A 20879-nucleotide genomic window follows, 5' to 3' on the forward strand; every position below is an offset into this window, starting at 1 on the left:
AGAGACAGGAACTCAAATCATGGGTGAGAACTCGAGTGGAAACCGTCTCCTGGCGCGCATGCGGCAGCGGGCAGACCTTGGCGGGATCCCCCGCAGGAGCACCACCGGCCCCGTGCCGCTGTCGTTCGCGCAGCAGCGGCTCTGGTTCCTGGACCAGTTGGAGCCCGGCGGCGCCGAGTACGTGATGCCGTTCGGACTCCACCTCACCGGAGAACTGGACATTCCCGCCCTGGAGACCGCGCTGTCGGGCCTGGTGGCCCGGCACGAGATCCTGCGGACCCGCTTCGTCGCCGACGGAACCGGCCGGCCCGAGCAGATCGTCGACCCTCAGCAGCCGCTCGCCGTCACCGTCCACGACCTGCGCCGGACCGAGGACCCCGGCGCCCGTGAGCAGGCGGCCCTGGAGATCCTGCGCACCGAGGCCAGCCGCCCGTTCGACCTGGCCGTCGGACCGCTGCTGCGGGCGGATGTGGTCCGGCTGGCGGACCAGGAGCAGTACCTGCTGCTCGCCATGCACCACATTGTCTCGGACGGTTGGTCCGAGGCCATCCTGGCGCGTGAACTGCGGGAGCTGTACAGCGCCGCCCTCCAGCAGCGGGAGGCCGTGCTGCCCGCGCTGCCGGTGCAGTACGCCGACTTCTCGCTCTGGCAGCGCCAGTGGCTGACCGGCGACACCCTGGACCGGCAGCTCGGCTACTGGCGGGACCACCTCGCCGGCGTGGCACCGCTGGAACTGCCCACCGACCGGCGCCGGCCCGCGCACCACGGCGGCAGCGGTGACGCGATCGCCTTCAGTGTCCCGGCCGAGATCACCGACCGGCTCAAGAGCGCTGCGGCCGGCCAGGGCGCGAGTCTGTTCATGACGCTGTTGTCGGTGTTCCAGCTGCTGCTGTCGAAGTACAGCGGTCAGGAGGACATCGCGGTGGGGACGCCGATCGCCGGCCGCAACCGGGCCGAGATCGAAGGGGCGATCGGTTTCTTCGTCAACACCCTGGTGATGCGCACCGACCTGTCCGGCGACCCGACGTTCGGCGAGCTCCTGGACCGGGTCAAGGACACCGCGCTGAGTGCCTACGACCACCAGGACCTGCCCTTCGAACGACTGGTGGAGGAGCTGGCCCCCGACCGCGATCTCTCCCGCAACCCGCTCTTCCAGACCATGCTCGTCCTCCAGGCCCAGGGCAGCCCCGAGACCGACGACGGCGGCGCCTGGGACCTCTCCGGCACCCGAAGCCGTCCCGTGGCCATCAAGCGCGGCTTCGCGAAGTTCGACCTGACACTGAATGTCATGGAGACCGCCGGCGGCCTGGAGGCCTCGCTGGAGTACCGGACGGATCTCTTCGAGTCGGCCACGATGGCGCGTCTGGTGGGTCATTTCCAGACCTTGCTGGCCTCGGTTGCGGGTAGTCCGGGGGCGCGGTTGTCGGAGTTGGAGATGCTGACTGCGGGGGAGCGGGAGCAGATCCTGGTGGAGTGGAACGACACGGCGGGTCCGTATCCGGATGCGGCGACGATTCATCAGCTGGTGGAGGAGCGTGCCGGGCGGGATCCGGAGGCGGTGGCGGTGTCGTTCGGGGCGGAGAGTCTGACGTACCGCCAGGTCAACGAGCGGGCCAACCAGTTGGCGCACCATCTGCGCGGCTCGGGGGTCGTTCCGGGGGCGTTGGTGGCGGTGTGTCTGGACCGTAGTCCGGACCTGGTGTGTGCGCTGCTGGGGATCCTCAAGGCGGGTGCTGCGTTCGTTCCGCTGGACCCGGACTATCCGACCGAGCGTATCGCGTACATGGTCGAGGACACGGCGACGCCGCTGGTCGTGACGCACACCGACCATGCGGGCCGGCTGCCGGCTGGGACGGCGCTGCTGTTGGTGGACCGGGAGTGGCCGCAGGGTGCGACCAGCGACCCGGTGCCGGTTGCGGGTCCGGACGACGCGGCGTATGTGATCTACACGTCGGGTTCGACGGGTCGGCCCAAGGGTGTGCAGTTGGACCACCGGGGTGTGGTGAACTACCTGGACTGGTGCGACCGGAACTATCCGCCGACTGCGGCGAGTGGTGTCGGGACGCTGCTGTACTCCTCGGTGACGTTCGATCTGACGATCACGGCGTTGTTCCTGCCGTTGATGCAGGGCCTGCGGATCGACATCCCGCGTCCGGACGCCGACCAGAGCGCGTTCGACGCGGCGGTCGAGACGGTCCTGACGGGTGTGGAGGTCAGTTTCCTGAAGGCGACGCCGTCGCATCTGGAGTTGCTGGTCGCGCAGTTGGAGAGCGCGGGTGTGCGGCATGCGATTCGGACGGTGGTGGCGGGTGGTGAGGACCTGTCGCCGGCGCTGGCGGAGCGGGTGCTGGCTTCGAGCGGGGTCGGGACGGTGATCTCGAACGAGTACGGGGCGACCGAGGGTTCGGTCGCGAATGTGATGAGTCTGTTCTCGGCGGTGGATCCGGGGTGGGAGGCCACGCCGGTGGGGGTGCCGATCAGCAATACGACGGCGTATGTGGTGGACCGGTTCGACCGGCCGGTGCCGGTGGGTGTGCCGGGTGAGTGCCTGCTGGGCGGGATCTGCGTGGCGCGGGGGTACTTGAACCGTGCGGAGCTGACGGGGGAGCGGTTCGTTCCGGATCCGTTCTCCGGGGTTCCCGGTGCGCGGGTGTACCGGACGGGTGACCTGGTGGTGTGGCGGGCGGACGGGCAGATGGAGTTCGTCGGCCGGATCGATGACCAGGTCAAGCTGCGCGGCTATCGGATCGAGCTGGGCGAGATCGAGAACAACCTGCTCACCCACCCCGGTATCAGCGCCACGGCGGTGGTCGTGCGGGAGGACTCGCCGGGCGACAAGCGGCTGGTCGCGTACCTGGTCCCGGCCGGCGACACCGCGCCGGCGATCGGTGACCTGCGGGCGCACCTGCAGCGGGACCTGCCCGACTACATGGTCCCCACCTCCTACGTCACCCTCGACGCCCTGCCGCTCACCCCCAACGGTAAGACCGACCGCAAAGCCCTCCCCGCCCCCGACCACCACCGACCCGACCTCGACACCGGCTACACCGCCCCGCGCAGCCGCATCGAGGAGGAGATCGTCGCCATCTGGCAGGACGTCCTCGGCCTCGCGCAGGTCGGCATCCACGACAACTTCTTCCAACTCGGCGGGCACTCCCTGCTTGCCACCCGGGTCACCAGTCGGATCCGCAGCGGGCTCGGGATCGACGTCCCGGTCCGGACCCTGTTCACCTCGCCCACGCCCGCCGCATTCGCGGCTGCCATCGGCGGCCTGGCGGCAGGCGAGACCGCGCGGCTGGCCCCGGCGCCCCGCGACGGCGGCCCGCTCCCGCTGTCCTTCGCCCAGCAACGACTCTGGTTCCTCGATCAGTTGGAGCCGGGAAGTGCCGAGTACCTGGTCCCCTCCGGTCTCCGGATCCGGGGCCGCCTGGATCTCGCCGCGCTCGACGCCGCACTGTCGGGCCTGGTCGCCCGGCACGAGATCCTGCGCACCCGGTTCATTGCCGACAGCGACGGCAAGCCGGCCCAACTCATCGACCCGGCCTGGTCGGTGACGACCAGCGTGCACGACCTGCGCGGCACGGGCGACGCCGAGGCCCGCGAGGCCGCCGCGCAGCGGATCCTAGAGGCCGAGGCCGGGCGGCCGTTCGACCTGGCCGTCGGACCGCTGCTGCGGGCGGATGTGGTCCGGCTGGCCGACGAGGACCAGTACCTCCTGCTGACGGTTCATCACATAGTCTCGGACGGCTGGTCCGAGGGCATCATCGCCCGTGAGCTGCGCGAGTTCTACGCCGCTGGTCTCCAGGGGCGTGAGCCGGACCTGCCGGATCTGGCGGTGCAGTACGGCGACTTCTCGGTCTGGCAGCGACAGTGGCTGACCGGCGACACCCTCGACGGCCAGCTCGACTACTGGCGCACCCGGCTCACCGGCCTGGAACCGCTGGAGCTGCCCACCGACCACCGGCGGCCGGCCGAACGCGGCACCGAGGGGGACGCCATCCGGTTCACCGTTCCGGCCGGGGTCGCCGAGCGGATCAAGGAGATCTCGGCCGGCCAGGGCGCGAGTCTGTTCATGACGCTGTTGTCGGTGTTCCAGCTGCTGCTGTCGAAGTACAGCGGCCAGGAGGACATCGCGGTGGGGACGCCGATCGCCGGCCGCAACCGGGCCGAGATCGAGGACATGATCGGATTCTTCGTCAACACCCTGGTGATGCGCACCGACCTGTCCGGCGACCCGACCTTCACCGAACTCCTGAACCGGGTCAAGGACACGGCCATCGGAGCCTACGACCACCAGGACCTGCCCTTCGAACGGCTGGTCGACGAGCTGGCGCCCAAGCGTGACCTGTCCCGCAACCCGCTCTTCCAGACCATGCTGGTCCTGCAGAACGTCTCCGAGGGCGACACCTGGACGCTGCCGGACCTGGAGGTCGAGCCGGTCGGCATCAACGGCCAGGAGGTGAAGTTCGACTGCCAACTCACCGTCGGTGAGACAGCGACCGGCCTGGAGGCCTCGCTGGAGTACCGGACGGATCTCTTCGAGTCGGCCACGATGGCTCGTCTGGTGGGTCATTTCCAGACCTTGCTGGCCTCGGTTGCGGACAGTCCTGGGGCGCGGTTGTCGGAGTTGGAGATGCTGACTGCGGGGGAGCGGGAGCAGATCCTGGTGGAGTGGAACGACACGGCGGGTCCGTATCCGGATGCGGCGACGATTCATCAGCTGGTGGAGGAGCGTGCCGGGCGGGATCCGGAGGCGGTGGCGGTGTCGTTCGGGGCGGAGAGCCTGACGTACCGCCAGGTCAACGAGCGGGCCAACCAGCTGGCGCACCACTTGCGCGGCTCCGGCGTCACTCCGGGGATGCTGGTGGCGGTGTGCCTGGACCGCAGCCCCGACCTGGTGTGCGCACTGCTGGGGATCCTCAAGGCGGGTGCGGCGTATGTGCCGCTGGACCCGGACTATCCCACCGAGCGTATCGCGTACATGGTCGAGGACACGGCGACTCCGCTGATCGTGACCCACACCGACCACGTGGGCCGGCTGCCTGCGGGGGTTGAGCTGCTGCTCGCGGACCGGGACTGGCCTCAGGGTGCGACGAGCGACCCGGTGCCGGTCGCGGGTCCGGACGACCCGGCCTACGTGATCTACACATCGGGTTCGACGGGTCGGCCGAAGGGTGTGCAACTCGACCACCGGGGCGTGGTGAACTACCTGGACTGGTGCGACAAGAACTACCCGCCGACCGCCGCCGGCAGCATCGGAACGCTGCTCTACTCCTCCGTCACCTTCGACCTCACCGTCACCGCCCTGTTCCTGCCGTTGATGCAGGGCCTGCGGATCGACATCCCGCGTCCGGACGCCGACCAGAGCGCTTTCGATGCTGCGGTCGAGACGGTTCTGACCGGTGTGGAGATCAGTTTCCTGAAGGCGACGCCGTCGCATCTGGAGTTGCTGGTCGCGCAGTTGGAGCTCGCTGGTGTCCGGCATGCGATTCGGACGGTGGTGGCGGGCGGTGAGGACCTGTCGCCGGCGTTGGCGGAGCGGGTGCTGGCGTCGAGCGGGGTCGGGACGGTGATCTCGAACGAGTACGGGGCCACCGAGGGCTCGGTCGCGAATGTGATGAGCCTGTTCTCGGCGGTGGATCCGGGGTGGGAGGCCACGCCGGTGGGGGTGCCGATCAGCAATACGACGGCGTATGTGGTGGACCGGTTCGACCGGCCGGTGCCGGTGGGTGTGCCGGGCGAGTGCCTGCTGGGCGGGATCTGCGTGGCGCGGGGCTACTTGAACCGCCCCGAGCTGACCGGCGCACGTTTCGTCGCGGACCCGTTCTCCGGGGGTCCCGGTGCGCGGGTGTACCGGACGGGTGACCTGGTGGTGTGGCGGGCGGACGGGCAGATGGAGTTCGTCGGCCGGATCGATGACCAGGTCAAGCTGCGCGGCTATCGGATCGAGCTGGGCGAGATCGAGAACAACCTGCTCACCCACCCCGGTATCAGCGCCACGGCGGTGGTCGTGCGGGAGGACTCGCCGGGCGACAAGCGGCTGGTCGCGTACCTGGTCCCGGCCGGCGACACCGCGCCCGCCATCGGTGACCTGCGGGCGCACCTGCAGCGGGACCTGCCCGACTACATGGTCCCCACCTCCTACGTCACCCTGGAGGCCCTCCCGCTGACCCCCAACGGCAAGACCGACCGCAAAGCCCTCCCCGCCCCCGACCACCACCGACCCGACCTCGACACCGGCTACACCGCCCCCACCAACCACATCGAGCAGACTCTCGCCACGGTCTGGAGCGAGATCCTCGGCATCGACCCCATCGGCATCCACGACAACTTCTTCGAACTCGGCGGCGACTCGATCGTCAGCATCCAGATGATCGCCCGAGCCAAGAAGTTCGGCGTGCACCTCACCCCCAGGATGATCTTCAAGCATCAGACCATCGCCGAGATCGCCGCCCACGCCCAGGCCGACAGCGCGGTGGACGCCGAACAGGGAACGGTTCTCGGCGATGTGGCGCTGACGCCGATCCAGCACTGGTTCTTCGAGAAGGAGCTGCCGGACAGCCACCACTTCAACCAGGCCGAGCTGCTGGAGACCGATGACCTGGACCCGGACGCCCTCGAACTCGCCCTGCACGACCTGATCGGGCACCACGACGCACTCCGCCTGCGCTACGACAGCGGGGACGCCGGCTGGAGCCAGTACCTGGACGACCCCGCGGGCACCCGCCTCCTCGACGTCCACGACCTCTCCGGCCTGTCCGACCAGGACCTGTGGCCGGTGGTCGGCGCCATCGGCGAGGAAGTCCAGCAGAGCCTCGACCTCCTCAAGGGGCCGCTCGTCCGCAGCGCACTGCTGAGCCTGGGGGCCACGCGCGGACAGCGGCTGCTCGTCGCAGTGCACCACCTCGCGGTCGACGGCGTGTCCTGGCGCATCCTGCTGGAGGACCTGGGCAGCGCCTACGAGCGGCGCTCCGCCGGCAAAGCGCCGCTGCTGCCGGCCAAGACCACCTCCTTCAAGGCCTGGGCCGAGAAGCTGACCCGGTTCGCGGTGTCGCCCGAGGCACGCGAGGAGTTCGCCTACTGGGCGGAACCCAAGCCGAGCGGCCGGATCCCGCGCGACCGGTACGGCGCCAACGAGGCGCGAACGGCCGACACCGTCACCGCCTCGCTCAGCGCCAAGGAGACGGGGGCGCTGCTCCGGGACATCCCCAGGGCTTTCAACACCCAGATCAACGATGTCCTGCTGACCGCGCTGGCCCGCGCGCTGGCTGCCTGGACCGGCGACGGACACACCCTCATCGGCCTGGAGGGCCATGGCCGCGAGGACCTGTTCACCGACGTGGACCTGTCCCGCACGGTCGGCTGGTTCACCAGCGTGTTCCCGGTCGCCCTGCGGGTCGACCGCAGCACGGACGCGGTCGCCTCGCTCGCCGCCGTCAGGGAGCAGCTGGCCAGGATTCCCAACAAGGGTGTCGGGTACGGGATCCTCCGCTACCTGGGCAGCCCGGAGATGGCGTCAGTGCTGCAGGAGCAGTCGTCGCCCGAGGTCAACTTCAACTACCTCGGACAGTTCACCCAGCAGCTGCCGGGGATCGGGCGCTACGCCGATCCCACCGAGCCCAAGGGCCACTCGATCAGTCCCAACGGCATGCGCTGGAACGTCCTCGACGTCACCGCGGCAGTCGAGGGCGACACGTTCAACGTGTACATCAACTACTCCGAGGCACTGCACGACCGCCGGACCGTCGAGCGTCTCGCCGACGAGATGACCGTCTGCCTCCGCGATCTCATCGCACAGAGCTCCAGTGCGGGCTCCAGCACCAACGTCGGCGCGGGCCGGGCCACTGAAGGCGCCCCCCTGACCGACGTCAACGACACCGACATGGCAGCCATCCTGGAGAGGTTCTCGTCATGAGCAAGCCCAACGTCGAAGACGTCTACGGACTCTCGCCCCTGCAGTTCGGAATGCTGTTCCACTCGCTGGAGGACACCTCCGACACCCGCCCCTACATGGTGCAGATGACCGAAGAGGTCAGCGGCCAGTTCGACGAGGACTGCTTCCGGGACGCATGGCAGCAGCTCATCAACCGCCACTCGATCCTGCGCAGTGCCTTCGTGTGGGAGGGCGTCTCCGAGCCGGTCCAGGTCGTCCAGCGGACGGCGGAACTCCCCTTCTCGATCAAGAACCTGCTCGGCCAGGCCCCCCAGGTGCAGGAGGAGCGGCTTCAGCAGTTCCTGGCCGACGACTGGGAGCGCGGGTTCGACCTCGCCAAGGCGCCGCTGGTGAGGGTCACCATTCTCAGGATGGCGGCGCAGCGCCGGATCGTGGTGTGGTCGTTCCACCACATCCTGCTGGACGGGTGGAGCATCCAGATCCTCCAGCAGGAGCTCTCCGCGATCTACCAGGGCCTGCTGGCCGGCCGGCCGGCACAGCTCCCGCCGGCGACGCCGTACCGCCGGTACGTCGAGTGGCTGAACTCCCAGCAGCCCGCCGGTTCGAAGGAGTTCTGGACCGGCTACCTCGCGGGAGTCACCGAACCGACCGACCTCCACGTCGACCGGGCCACGGGGGAGTCGGGCGTCGGCGAGATCGAGGTCCGTGCCGACGCGCAGCTGTTCGCCCAGGCGAGCGCCTATGCCCGGGGCTCGCGGATCACGATGAACACCCTGGTCCAGGGCCTGTGGGCAATCCTCCTGTCCCGGTACAGCGGCAACGACGACGTGATGTTCGGCTCCACGATCTCCGGCAGGTCGATCTCCCTGCCCAATGTCGAGTCGATGATGGGGCTGTTCATCAACACGCTACCGGTGCGCGGCCGCATCGACGGGGACCGGAAGGTGTCGGACTGGCTGCAGGAGCTCCAGGACGAGCAGCTCGACATGCGGCACTGGGAGTACTGCCACCTGGTCGACGTCCGCGAGCACAGCCAGATCCCGCGCGGCGAACCGCTCTTCCGCTCCATCTTGGTCTTCGAGAACTACCCGGTGATGCAGGCAGCCTCGGACATCCCGGACGGGATGACCAGCCGACTGGTCAACTGCGTGGAACGGACCGGGTACCCGCTGACCCTGGTGGCATCGGCCGGCTCGGCCCTGGAGTTCCGATTCGTTTATGACCGGGCCCTGTTCGACGATACGACCATGGAGCGTCTGGTGGGCCATTTCCAGACGTTGCTGGCCTCGGTTGCGGGTAGTCCGGGGGCGCGGTTGTCGGAGTTGGAGATGCTGACTGCGGGGGAGCGGGAGCAGATCCTGGTGGAGTGGAACGACACGGCGGGTCCGTATCCGGATGCGGCGACGATTCATCAGCTGGTGGAGGAGCGTGCCGGGCGGGATCCGGAGGCGGTGGCGGTGTCGTTCGGGGCGGAGAGTCTGACGTACCGCCAGGTCAACGAGCGGGCCAACCAGTTGGCGCACCATCTGCGCGGCTCGGGGGTCGTTCCGGGGGCGTTGGTGGCGGTGTGTCTGGACCGTAGTCCGGACCTGGTGTGTGCGCTGCTGGGGATCCTCAAGGCGGGTGCTGCGTTCGTTCCGCTGGACCCGGACTATCCGACCGAGCGTATCGCGTACATGGTCGAGGACACGGCGACGCCGCTGGTCGTGACGCACACCGACCATGCGGGCCGGCTGCCGGCTGGGACGGCGCTGCTGTTGGTGGACCGGGAGTGGCCGCAGGGTGCGACCAGCGACCCGGTGCCGGTTGCGGGTCCGGACGACGCGGCGTATGTGATCTACACGTCGGGTTCGACGGGTCGGCCCAAGGGTGTGCAGTTGGACCACCGGGGTGTGGTGAACTACCTGGACTGGTGCGACCGGAACTATCCGCCGACTGCGGCGAGTGGTGTCGGGACGCTGCTGTACTCCTCGGTGACGTTCGATCTGACGATCACGGCGTTGTTCCTGCCGTTGATGCAGGGCCTGCGGATCGACATCCCGCGTCCGGACGCCGACCAGAGCGCGTTCGACGCGGCGGTCGAGACGGTCCTGACGGGTGTGGAGGTCAGTTTCCTGAAGGCGACGCCGTCGCATCTGGAGTTGCTGGTCGCGCAGTTGGAGAGCGCGGGTGTGCGGCATGCGATTCGGACGGTGGTGGCGGGTGGTGAGGACCTGTCGCCGGCGCTGGCGGAGCGGGTGCTGGCTTCGAGCGGGTGCGGGACGGTGATCTCGAACGAGTACGGGGCGACCGAGGGTTCGGTGGCGAATGTGATGAGTCTGTTCTCGGCGGTGGATCCGGGGTGGGAGGCCACGCCGGTGGGGGTGCCGATCAGCAATACGACGGCGTATGTGGTGGACCGGTTCGACCGGCCGGTGCCGGTGGGTGTGCCGGGTGAGTGCCTGCTGGGCGGGATCTGCGTGGCGCGGGGCTACTTGAACCGCCCCGAGCTGACCGGCGCACGTTTCGTCGCGGACCCGTTCTCCGGGGTTCCCGGTGCGCGGGTGTACCGGACGGGTGACCTGGTGGTGTGGCGGGCGGACGGGCAGATGGAGTTCGTCGGCCGGATCGACGACCAGGTCAAGCTGCGCGGCTATCGGATCGAGCTGGGCGAGATCGAGAACAACCTGCTCACCCACCCCGGCATCAGCGCCACGGCCGTCATCGTGCGCGAGGACTCGCCGGGCGACAAGCGGCTGGTCGCGTACCTGGTCCCGGCCGGCGACACCGCCCCCGCCATCGGTGACCTGCGCACCCACCTGCAGCGGGACCTGCCCGACTACATGGTCCCCACCTCCTACGTCACCCTGGACGCCCTGCCACTCACCCCCAACGGCAAGACCGACCGCAAGGCCCTCCCCGCCCCCGACCACCACCGACCCGACCTGGGCGTCGACTATGCGGCCCCGCGCAACGCCGTCGAGGAGGAGATCGTCGCCATCTGGCGGGATGTCCTGGGCCTCACGGAGGTCGGTATCCACGACAACTTCTTCCACCTCGGCGGCCAGTCGATCAAGGCGGTGCGGGTCGCTGCCCGGGTCAGAGCGAACGGGCGGACGGTGAGTCTGCAGCAGATCATGCGGCACGCCACCGTCGCTGACCTCGCTGCCGCGATCGCCGGCCCGCAACCGACGGCCTCCGGCCTGATAGTCCAGCTGTCGGACGCAGCGGACTTGCAGGCGGCGGACACACAGGCGGCGGACACACAGGTGGCGGAGGCGCGGAAGCCCCGGTTGTTCTGCATCCACCCCGGTGGCGGCAGTACGCACTCCTACCGGGAGCTGGCTGCTCGGCTCGCCGACTCGTTCGAGGTGTACGGGGTACAGGCGTCCGGGCTGAACGCGGGTGAGGAACCGATCGTCGGCATCGAGGCCATGGCACGCCGGTACTGGGAGGAGATCCGGTCGGTCCAGCCGGAGGGGCCCTGCCTGCTTCTCGGGTGGTCGACCGGGGCGGTGGTGGCCCACGAGATGTGCGTGCAGCAGCCGGACCAGGTCGCCGCCGCCTACCTGCTCGAACCCGCCGTCACCGGGCCCGACCAGGGCCCCCGGTTCCGCCGGTACGCCGAGATCTATCAGCGGGTCAACGACCTCTGGCAGAAGGGGCAGTGCCAGACCGGGGCCGCGCGAGCGGAGACGGAGCGTGCGCTCAAGAGCCTGGCTCCGCAGATGAATATCGAGGTGGACGCCATCACCCTGGACGAGTGGCTGCCCTACGAGGTCCTTGAGGCCGAGGTCAGATCGCTTGCCGAGTACCGGGCGGGCCGCTCCTTCGCCAGGGCCACCCTGTTCGTCAGTGCGTCGGTCCGTGACTCGGGCCCGGACGGGTCGGTGGACGAGGTGTCCCACAGCCAGTACACCGCCCACTGGCAGCGTCTCCACCCCGCCGGTATCGAGATCCTCGATCTGCAGGGCGGCCACGTGCAGATGGTCAGCGGCACCGAGCAACTGGCGATGCTGGTGGCCACGATCGCGAAGCCGACGTCGTGATGCAGGCACCGTCGCCGACGGGTGAGGGCAGCCTGTTGGCCGAGCTCACCCGTCGGGTGCTGGAGTCGGCGGCGGAGGGGGAGACGACCGACCACCCGGGCCGGGGCCGGCACGAGTGCTGAAGAGCGCGTGGCGTGGCCCTCGCAACCTGCGGAGCAGGAAGCGGGGGCCACGCTCACCGACGCGGTCGGTCGGATCACACCTTGTCGGCCGCGATCATCAGGTACTGGAAGCTTCCCTCCTGGTAGCCGGTCAGGAACGGCGACTCGATGCCGGTCGCCACCGACGAGCCGGCGCGCAGCTCCCAGCGGGGTCCGACGACCCAGCCACTTCCGGTCTGCTCGAACTCCCACCGTTCGCCATCCGTTGTTTTCCGGCGGGCCCGTTCAACTGACGGCCACCGTCGCGACATACGGGCTGGCAGACGAGTTGCGTCCGCGGTGAAGGCGCCCCGGCAGAAGTACGTCGAACTTCTACCTCTGCCGGTGCAACCATCTGGGTTGCCGAAGCATCTCCATGATCGGCTTCATTCCCACGAGGCCATTGCAGCGCCCCGGCCCCCGCCGGGGCGCGACACCAATCAGGAGAACCCAGTGGACCCTTCAGCCATATCGACTGGCCTTCGTCGGCGAACACCGCGGAGTCGGCGCACCCGAGTGGGCGCGCTGGCCACGCTGGCGGCGGCTGCCGTCGCCGCTGCGCCGATCTTCCTCGCGCAGCCCGCGACCGCCGCAGCGGGTCCTGCCTCCCCGCCGGTCCACGGCATGCGTGCGCTCCCGGCGACACCGCCCGTAGGCGTGGAGCTGAATTCACCCATCCCCGGAGCGCTGTCGGACCGAGGGGGCCCGGTCCAGACCCAGCCGCACGTCTACATCGACTACTGGGGTTGGCCGTCGGACCCGCGTGGCGTGAAGCCGTATCTGAACACCTTCCTGGCCAGCATCGGCGGCTCGTCATGGACGGCCACGGTGCGGCAGTACGGCGCGGACGCGCAGAACACCCTGCTGGACGGCTCCTACAACGACTCGACCACGCCGCTGCCGACCACGCCCACCGAGAGCGACATCGCCGCCGAGGCCGCGAGAGCGGCCGCGCACTTCGGGGCCGCCGCGAACAACGAGACGCAGATAGTCGTGGCGCTGCCCGCCGGGCACGGCGGCAGTGTCTACGCCGGGCAGGACTGCGCCTACCACAACTACACCCAATATGCGGGCCAGGACATCACTTTCACGGCGCTGCCGGACCTGACGGAGAGCGCCGCGAGCAGCGCCGGCTGCCAGGGTGCGCCGAGCAGCGACAACGTGCTGGCCAACATCAGCATCGTCGAGGGGCACGAACTCGCCGAGACGATCACCGACCCTCTGCTGAACGCCTGGGGCGACAAGTCCGGCAACGAGGTCGCCGACAAGTGTGCCTGGTACAACATCCAGATGGTCGACACCCCCGGCGGGTCCTTCCCCATGCAGCCGCTCTGGAGCAACGCTGCGAACGGCTGCGTCCAGTCCACCTCCGTGTCCCCGCACTGGTCCGACTGGCTCAGCGAGATCGGCTCGCCGCCGGTCGGCCTGGCTTCCGGGTCCTCTCCGGTCACTTCCTCGTGGGGTCCTGACGAGTTGGAGGTGTTCGTCCGCGGCGCGGACGGGGCGATCTGGCACGACTGGTACAGCACGAACTCCGGATACGGCCACTGGGAATCACTCGGCGGCACCTTCACCTCCAACCCCGCGGCGGTGTCCACCGGCACGAACCGCATCGACCTCTACGGCACCGGGACGGACGGCAAGATCTGGCACGAGTCGTGGAACGGTTCGAGCTGGACCGGCTGGCAGTCTCCGATCGGTGCCCCGCCGGTGGGCATCCCCTCCGGCGCGTCGCCGGCCGTGTCCACCGGGCCGAACACGGTCGACATCTTCGTGCGCGGCAACGACGGCGCGCTCTGGCACGACTGGTACAACTCCAGCGGTGGCTACGGCTCCTGGGAGTCCCTGGGCGGCGGCATCATCTCCGACCCCACTGCGGTGTCGTGGAACAGCGGACGCCTGGACGTGTTCGCGGTCGCCCCTGACAACAACATCTGGCACAAGTACTGGACCTCGTCGTCGGGCTGGGGCGGCTGGGAGGACGTGATCGGCGCGCCGCCCGCCGGCGTCGCCTCCGGCTCCTCCCCGTCGGTGACCTCCGGCGCGAACATGCTCGACATCTTCGTCCGCGGCAAGGACGGCGCGGTCTGGCACGACTGGTACAACAGCAGTGCCGGCTACGGCTCCTGGCAGTCGCTGGGCGGCGGGCTCATCTCGAACCCGGCAGCCGTGTCGTGGGGCCCGAACCACATCGACGTGTTCGGGTTCGGTACTGATTCGGCAGTCTGGCACAAGTTCTACTTCTAACGGGGCTTCGCCCCAGCCCGACGAGGCATGTGCTGGGTAGCGCTTCTGGCGTTGGGCTCCGGTCGGCGATCGACGGTGACACGCGGTGTCCCGCAATGAGCCGCCACTGGCGGTAGGTGGCCCCAGCGAAGGGGCCGTCGCCCGACCGGAGCCCTGTGCGTGCCGAGAACGGCTGGGAGATCCTCAAGGCCGAGGGCATCAACCCTGCGCGAGGCGATCTACCGAGTCCTCGAAGGCGTTCAGCTCGGTCTGGACCGAGGCCGGCGATCCGGCGATGATGCCGTTGCAGTCGGTCGGGTAGCGCGGGGCCTCGATCAGGGCCTCGCGGCCGCCGTCCGAGCAGCCGTCGAAGTAGGAGCCCTTGGGAGAAGCCCTGTGCAGGGGAGACCCCGTCGCGGCCGAGGCCGCCGTGCGCACGCACCTCCGCAGCGTCATCGAGGCGCTGCCCGAGGTGGGGAAGCCCACGCTCCGCCCCGCCTCACCGTGACGGCCCGCCTGCCGACCCGGCCCTCAGCCACTCGGCTGCAGCCCGGCGCCCCGGCCTTCACGTCCTGACCGCGCCTTCACGTCCTGGCCGCGCCTGCGCCACTGATCCCGCTTCACTTGCCTGACTGGCGCGGCAGCTGGATGTTGGCAGGTCAGGGCTCCAGATACCGGAGGGTGGCGATGACACGTCGGTTGTGGCCGGTGGACGGTGCCAGCTCCAACTTGCCGAAGATGCTGGCGACATGCTTCTCCACCACCCCCGGGGTGATGGAGAGCAGCTCCGCGATCGCGGCGTTGGAGCGGCCCTGGGCGACCAGAGCGAGCACCTCCCGCTCGCGCGGGGTGAGGGTCGCCAGGGAGGCGGCCCGACGGGTGGCGCGGAGCAGATGCCGGACCACCTCGGGGTCCAGCACGGTACCGCCGCACGCCACCTGGGAGACGGCCTCGACGAACTCACCGACGTCGGCAACCCGGTCCTTGAGCAGATATCCCAGGCCGCCCGCTTCCCCGGTGAACAGCTCAGTCGCGGACCGGGTCTCGATGTACTGGGAGAAGACCAGTACGCCGACCCTCGGCAGATCGCGGTGGATCTCCAGGGCCGCCCGCATCCCCTCGTCGGTGTGGGTCGGCGGCATCCGCACGTCGATGATGGCGACGTCGGGGAGGAATTCGTCAACGGCTTGGCGCAGGGCCTTCGCATCGCCGACGGCAGCGACCACGTGCAGGCCGCGGCGGGTCAGGGTCTGGGTGAGGCCGTCACGCATGATCGCGGCGTCCTCGGCTATCACCACTCGTAGTCGACTGTCCATCAGGCGTGCCACGGCAGCTGGACGGTGACGGCGGTGGGTCCGCGGCCAGCAGCGGGATCCCGGGGTATGCCTGGTGCGCCGGCGACCACTGGAGGACGGCCACGGCGGACCCCAGCAGACAGGCCACCAGACCGGCGACGGAGATCCGCCGCGAGCGGTGCACGGTCAGGGTGTAGAGCAGCACCGGGATTGCCAGGTCGGTCGCAGTGGGCTGCAGGGCCGCTATCGGGGGCACGCTCCCTGGCCGCTGGCCCAGGGCGATCTGCAGGGACCCGAGCACCGCCACTGCGGTGAACGCCGCCACCGGAAACCGCCTGCGCGGGATCACGGTGGCGGCGACCAGAGCGTTGACGACGGTGGCGGCGAAGGCGGTGCCGGGCCCGCCGACGTGGGCCTCGTCGGTGCTCGACGCGAACAGCAGCACCGCCAGCGCGGTGTCCCACTGCCAGGGATGCCGCTGTATCCACGAGTTCGCCCTCTGCAGCACGTACCCAGGGTAGGGGTCCGCCTCCGGGGCGGACCCGCCGCGCCTGGCTGTTCGTGTCATCCTGCCGCGCCCGGTGCTCCCCCCGTCAGTGGAACGCGACTTCACCGCTGCCCGCCACCAGGATCAGCTGCGAGAGGAAGGCGCTGCTGCCGTCGCACACCGGCGGGGTGTCAACCTCGTCGATGGTGACGGTCAGGTCGAATGCCCCGCTGATCCCGCGGTACGAGCCGGTACCGGAGCCAGGCACGACCGGCGTCGGCATGGTGAAGCTGATGCTGCCGGAGCAGGTGGCCGCGTTGTGCGGCCAGGGGTCGTACGCTTGACGGACCTTCTGGTCGAGCTCGGCGATGTTCAACCGGAACGAGCCGTGGTGGAGCCCCAGTTGCATCTCGCTGGTGTGCTCCGGGTCGACCGTGCCGTTCGGGTGGACAGTCACCGCCTGCCCGAAGTCCCCGATCGCCCCGGTCAGGATCACCGATGAGTCGGGGCCGTCGCTGTCGATGCTGTAGTCGATGAGGTGAACCGCGCCGCCCTTGACCGCCGATGCTGCCCCGGCGGTCCTGCCCGCCGGGACCGTGGTCGTCGGGTTCGTGGTTGCCGCCACGGCGCACCCACCTGCCAGGAGCGAGCCACCGCACACCGAGGCGATGACCACATGCACAAGCCGCTTTCCGAACATGCCGAACTCCTTCTGTTCTCTGCCTACGTTGCCCAGGGCGCCGGGGTGGAGCGGGGACAACCGGGTGCTCCGGACTCGTCCACTGCCGGTGCGTCCTGGAGGGCGATCTCGCCTCGGCAATAGGCTAGGAACGCGCGTCTTCAGCCGGCAGCCGGGCAACTCCCGTCATCGGCTGGGGGTTTTCCCCCAGCCGATGACGGCGGACACGGGGCCGCCGAAGGGAGGAGGGGCACGCCCCCGAGCTGCTGTGACGACCTCGGGCAGCTCAACCCCTGAGCGGCTGGACCCAGGTGACTCCGAGCGAGCGAATGCTCCGGACGCAGAACGCGGCCAGGATGCCGGCGAGGATCAGGACCTGGGCCCCTCGGTTGCCTGCATCTTCGCCTCCCTCGCACTCGTGCACGCCTACGCGGGCGCCCACCCTGCCCCGACACCGGTGCACTGAGGAAAGCGGTCCGCAGCAGTGTCCACCGGGATCGCGCGACCGGGCGGCCTCAGGGCGGCCCGGTCGCCGCACCGTCCGGCACCGGTACCGGCCAGCTGGTCGCCTACTCTGACGCCATGCAGGAGACGGACGCTGACGCGGTGAGGGTTCGGGTGCTGGTGGTCGAGGACGATCCGGGGATCGCCCGGTCGCTGGTGCGCGGGCTGGAGCGGGCCGGTTACCTGGCGCGGAGCGTGGACACCGGCCGGGCGGCGTTGTCCGTCGAGCCGGCTCCCGATCTGGTACTGCTGGACCTGGGCCTGCCTGATCTGGACGGTGTCGAGGTCTGCCGCCTGCTGCGGCGGCGCTCGGACGTGGCGGTGATCGTGGTGACCGCGCGGGGCGAGGAGGGCGATCGGGTGTCGGCGCTGGACGAGGGCGCGGACGACTACCTGGTCAAGCCGTTCGGCCTGGCCGAATTGCTGGCGCGGGTCCGCGCGGTGCTGCGGCGGACCCGTCCGCAGGTCTCCGAGCTTCTGCAACACGGACCTCTGTCGGTGGATCCACGGACCCGGAAGGTCACCGTCAGCGGGACGGAGGTGGTGCTGACGGCCAAGGAGTTCGACATCCTGGAGTGCCTGGCGGTGGATCCGGGACGGGTGGTGACCCGGCAGGAGATCCTGGAACGCGCCTGGGACGCCCACTGGTACGGCCCCACCAAGGTCCTGGACGTCCACATGGCCGCGCTGCGCCGCAAACTGGGCGTGCCCGGGCTGGTGGAGACGGTGTACGGCCGTGGCTTCCGGCTCGGTGACCCGGGCGAGCCCCAGTGACCCGGCGGATCGCACTGACCGTACTGGCCCTGGTCACCGTGCTGCTGACGCTGGCCGTGGTCCCGCTCGGGGTGCTGCTCACCGACCGCGAGCAGACCTCCTTCCGCGCCTCTGCGCAGGCGGATGCCCAGCAGTTGGCCGCCGCCGCCGAGGAGACCCTGTCCGACCACCGGTCCGACACTTCGATGCTGCAACTGCTGGCAGCTGCCAGGGTCCGGGGCGACTGCGCGGCCGTCTACGACTCCGCGTCCCACCCGGTTGCGCGCACCCCCTGCGCGGACGCCACCGGCGGAGACGTCCCGGCCCTGGTCGCCGCCACGCTGGCCCATCCGCAGACCAGCGCCCGGCAGGTGGGGGAGCAGCTGACGGTCACGACGCCGGTCGGCGACATCCAGGACGTCTCCGGGGTGACCGTACTGGTGCGGTCCGCCGACCCGCTGCACGACCGGATCTGGGCGGTGTGGGGCTGGCTCGCGTTGATCGGGGTGGGTGGCCTGCTCGCGGGGACGTTCGTCTCGGTCCGCCTCGCCCGCTGGGTCGGCAGCCCTCTGAACACCCTCGACGAAGCCGCACAGCGCCTGGGGGAGGGTGCGTTGGAGGTCCGGGCGCCTGCCGGGCAGGGCCCGCAGGAGGTGCGCCGGCTGGCGGCGACCTTCAACACCATGGCCGGGCGCACCGAGGCCCTGGTCCACGGCCACCGCACAGTTCTGGCCGATGTCTCGCACCAGTTGCGGACGCCGCTGGCCGCACTGCGGCTGCGGCTGGACCTGCTGGCCGGCGACGTCGACGGGGACACGGCGCAGGAGCTGGCGGGCGCCCAGGAGGAGATCGCCCGGCTGTCGCGGTTGGTGGACGGGCTGTTGGCGGTGGCCAGGGCGGAGGGCGCGGTGCCGCGTCCGGTCGCGGTGCGGGTGGACCAGGTGGTGGCCGAGCGGCTGGCCGCCTGGGAGCCGGTGGCCGGAGAGCGGCGGGTGGCGTTGTCGGCGCGCGGCGAGAAGGAGCTGACGGTGCTCCTGGGCGCCGGTGACCTGGAGCAGGTGCTGGACAACCTGGTGGCGAACGCGCTGGACGCGGTCCCCGAGGGCGGCAGCGTGCGGATCGAGGTGGCCACTGGCTCCGGGCTGGCCGGGCAGGCAGCGGTTGAACTGCGGGTGGTCGACGACGGCCCGGGGATGAGTGCCCAGGCTCGGGAGTCGGCGTTCCGCCGGTTCGGCAATCCGGAAGCGGGAGGGACCGGCCTGGGGCTGGCGATCGTGCACCGCCTGGTCACCGCGAACGGCGGCGCGGCCCGGCTGGAGGACAGCGCCGGTGGCGGCCTGACGGTGGTCCTGGACCTGCCACGACGCCTACGCGGCCAGGGGCGCAGCGGCAGTCAGCAGCCGCCGACCGGAGAGCCGCCGATCGCACGGTGAAGCCGGCGGATCTGATCGAGGAACATGGGGAACACCGCCGTACCGGAGCACACACCTCAGTCCTTCAGGATCCCTGGACCCTTTCCGAGCCGGCCTTCCTCGGGCTTTGCGGGCGCGGACCTCCGCGCCAGGACCCGCTGCGCAGGTACGAGTTGCGCACCCTGGTCCCCGACGCGGCCGTACGCGACGTCCACCTGTGCGGACCGGCCGGGATGACACGGACGGTCAGCGCCCGTCAGCGCGCGGCCGGAGTTCCCCGCAACGCGTCCGCATCGCCAACTCCTGGCACACGGCAGGGCACATATGCTTCGCGCTGCCCGAAATCTGAGGTGAAGCCCCGATCACCAAGGCGGCTCGTCAAGGTCAAGGTGAAGGTCAAGGTCGCTGAGGACGTCGAGACAATCGCCGTCCCGGTTGAGGCGCTCACGCAGCGCTTCTGCGGCGTACGGCTCCGGGATCGGCCATAACCCGAAGTCGTGGAACGCGCGCCACTTGACATCCGTCACCGTCACCAGCGTCAGGCCCCCCGGGGGCGTCGAACTCCGGGCCGCAGCGACGGCCCGGTCGGCTGCTTCGGTCAACTGCCGGTGGTGGCGATAGGCGGGGAGCCCAGCCGACGCCCGCCTGCGGAGCCGACGCACGTAGAGCTCTTCCACCACCATCGTGGGCAGCACCAGCAGCACGATGAAGGCGACCAGCCACATGGTCGGCACGATGGGCCTCCTCGTCCAGATCCGCTCAGCAGTGCTGGCCTCCCCCAAGCACTCGAAGACCGGCCGTCCCAGCGGGTGTGACCTCGTGCCCAGGCGTACGCGCCGGGGACACGCGTCGCTCGCCGTGGCCGCCCGCAGGTGCCGTCGCCTCGTCGGCCGCGGTCGTCACCGGCCGACGCTGCCGACACCTGGGGTGGGGTCCCTCCAGCAGAGCCGCCGCCCAAGCCGCGCCGCTGCCGGGCGCTGTGGCCGGGGGCGTTCCACCTCCCGCCACGACCCGAGTTCCGCTGGGGTCCGTTGCCGTCATGCGAGTATCTCCTCGCAGGCCTAACGCTCAGGTAACAGGCATGAGCGCGACGGCGATCGAGTGGATGAACCGACTGGTGGGCCCGGGCCCGGGCCCATGCACGGCGACCGCCTGTTGTGGTTCGGACTGCGGATACCGCGCTCCTCAAGCGGACACTGTGGCCGCGGGCAAGCCGCTCGTGGCGAATGCCACCCGATCAGCGCTGCAGCCGACCCGTGCACACGTCGTCGAGGGTGTCGAACTGCCGGACATCGTCCGGGTGTCCACAGCCTCTGAACGCGGGTGTGGTGACGGGCGTCGCCCGACCTGCTTACGGACGCTCTCCGGCAGGGCCACCGCCGTGGCTCCCAGCGCACGCACAGGAAAATTCCAGGAGTTGTCCCCCTCGCCTACCGGCGCGCACCTGGAATCTTAGCCAGT

The 20879-nt window shown here is 69.9% G+C and carries 11 protein-coding genes and 1 pseudogene; 6 read left to right on the forward strand and 6 right to left on the reverse strand.

Translation table 11 applies throughout. The features are described 5' to 3' along the window. Window positions 1-58: 58 nt before the first annotated feature. Genes BS75_RS38340 through BS75_RS51745 form a run of 3 tightly spaced genes read left to right on the forward strand, consistent with a single transcriptional unit; the run spans window position 59 to window position 12044 of the window. Window positions 59-7915: a non-ribosomal peptide synthetase gene (locus tag BS75_RS38340; protein WP_231608016.1), complete on the forward strand. Its 7857-nt coding sequence runs from the start codon at window positions 59-61 to the stop codon at window positions 7913-7915. Then, on the forward strand, window positions 7912-11922 hold the full coding sequence (locus tag BS75_RS38345) for a non-ribosomal peptide synthetase (protein ID WP_034091522.1): 4011 nt from the start codon (window positions 7912-7914) through the stop codon (window positions 11920-11922). The genes BS75_RS38340 and BS75_RS38345 overlap by 4 nt, the downstream gene beginning before the upstream one ends. Continuing rightward, window positions 11919-12044, forward strand: a complete 126-nt coding sequence (locus BS75_RS51745; protein WP_267970532.1) for a hypothetical protein — start codon at window positions 11919-11921, stop codon at window positions 12042-12044. The genes BS75_RS38345 and BS75_RS51745 overlap by 4 nt, the downstream gene beginning before the upstream one ends. A 74-nt stretch (window positions 12045-12118) precedes the next feature. Here the strand turns inward: BS75_RS51745 and BS75_RS48835 are convergent. Further along, window positions 12119-12235: pseudogene (locus BS75_RS48835) on the reverse strand (SAM-dependent methyltransferase); the annotation flags it as partial. Window positions 12236-12578: 343 nt separating this feature from the next. Between BS75_RS48835 and BS75_RS45265 the strand changes: the two are divergent. Beyond that, window positions 12579-14309, forward strand: coding sequence for a hypothetical protein (locus BS75_RS45265; RefSeq protein ID WP_052070237.1), 1731 nt, complete (start codon window positions 12579-12581; stop codon window positions 14307-14309). 198 nt (window positions 14310-14507) lie between these two features. On the opposite strand, the gene BS75_RS49670 is transcribed toward BS75_RS45265, so the two are convergent. The 4 genes from BS75_RS49670 to BS75_RS38370 all read right to left on the reverse strand — a co-directional run bounded on the left by BS75_RS49670 (window position 14508) and on the right by BS75_RS38370 (window position 16695). Continuing rightward, window positions 14508-14774, reverse strand: a complete 267-nt coding sequence (locus tag BS75_RS49670) for a tannase/feruloyl esterase family alpha/beta hydrolase (RefSeq protein ID WP_034091523.1) — start codon at window positions 14772-14774, stop codon at window positions 14508-14510. Window positions 14775-14947: 173 nt separating this feature from the next. Further along, complete coding sequence (locus BS75_RS38360) at window positions 14948-15604, reverse strand: response regulator (RefSeq protein ID WP_034094621.1); 657 nt, start codon at window positions 15602-15604, stop codon at window positions 14948-14950. After that, on the reverse strand, window positions 15552-16091 hold the full coding sequence (locus BS75_RS38365; RefSeq protein WP_052070239.1) for a DUF7134 domain-containing protein: 540 nt from the start codon (window positions 16089-16091) through the stop codon (window positions 15552-15554). The genes BS75_RS38360 and BS75_RS38365 overlap by 53 nt, the downstream gene beginning before the upstream one ends. Before the next feature lie 85 nt (window positions 16092-16176). Further along, window positions 16177-16695, reverse strand: a complete 519-nt coding sequence (locus BS75_RS38370; protein WP_152646114.1) for a hypothetical protein — start codon at window positions 16693-16695, stop codon at window positions 16177-16179. 636 nt (window positions 16696-17331) lie between these two features. Here BS75_RS38370 and BS75_RS38375 point away from each other — a divergent pair. Together BS75_RS38375 and BS75_RS38380 are read left to right on the forward strand one after the other, a co-directional pair. Next, window positions 17332-18027 (forward strand): response regulator transcription factor, encoded by a 696-nt coding sequence (locus BS75_RS38375; protein WP_034091526.1) that lies wholly within the window; start codon window positions 17332-17334, stop codon window positions 18025-18027. After that, window positions 18024-19439 carry a sensor histidine kinase gene (locus BS75_RS38380; RefSeq protein ID WP_034091527.1) on the forward strand — a complete coding sequence of 472 codons (1416 nt, stop codon included), beginning with the start codon at window positions 18024-18026 and terminating at the stop codon, window positions 19437-19439. Before BS75_RS38375 ends, BS75_RS38380 begins: the two co-directional genes overlap by 4 nt. 341 nt (window positions 19440-19780) lie before the next feature. Here the strand turns inward: BS75_RS38380 and BS75_RS38385 are convergent, their stop codons facing one another. Beyond that, window positions 19781-20152, reverse strand: a complete 372-nt coding sequence (locus BS75_RS38385; protein WP_034091528.1) for a hypothetical protein — start codon at window positions 20150-20152, stop codon at window positions 19781-19783. Between the last annotated feature and the right edge of the window lie 727 nt (window positions 20153-20879).

This window comes from Streptacidiphilus albus JL83, assembly GCF_000744705.1.
In the GTDB taxonomy this organism is placed as follows: Bacteria; Actinomycetota; Actinomycetes; order Streptomycetales; family Streptomycetaceae; genus Streptacidiphilus; species Streptacidiphilus albus.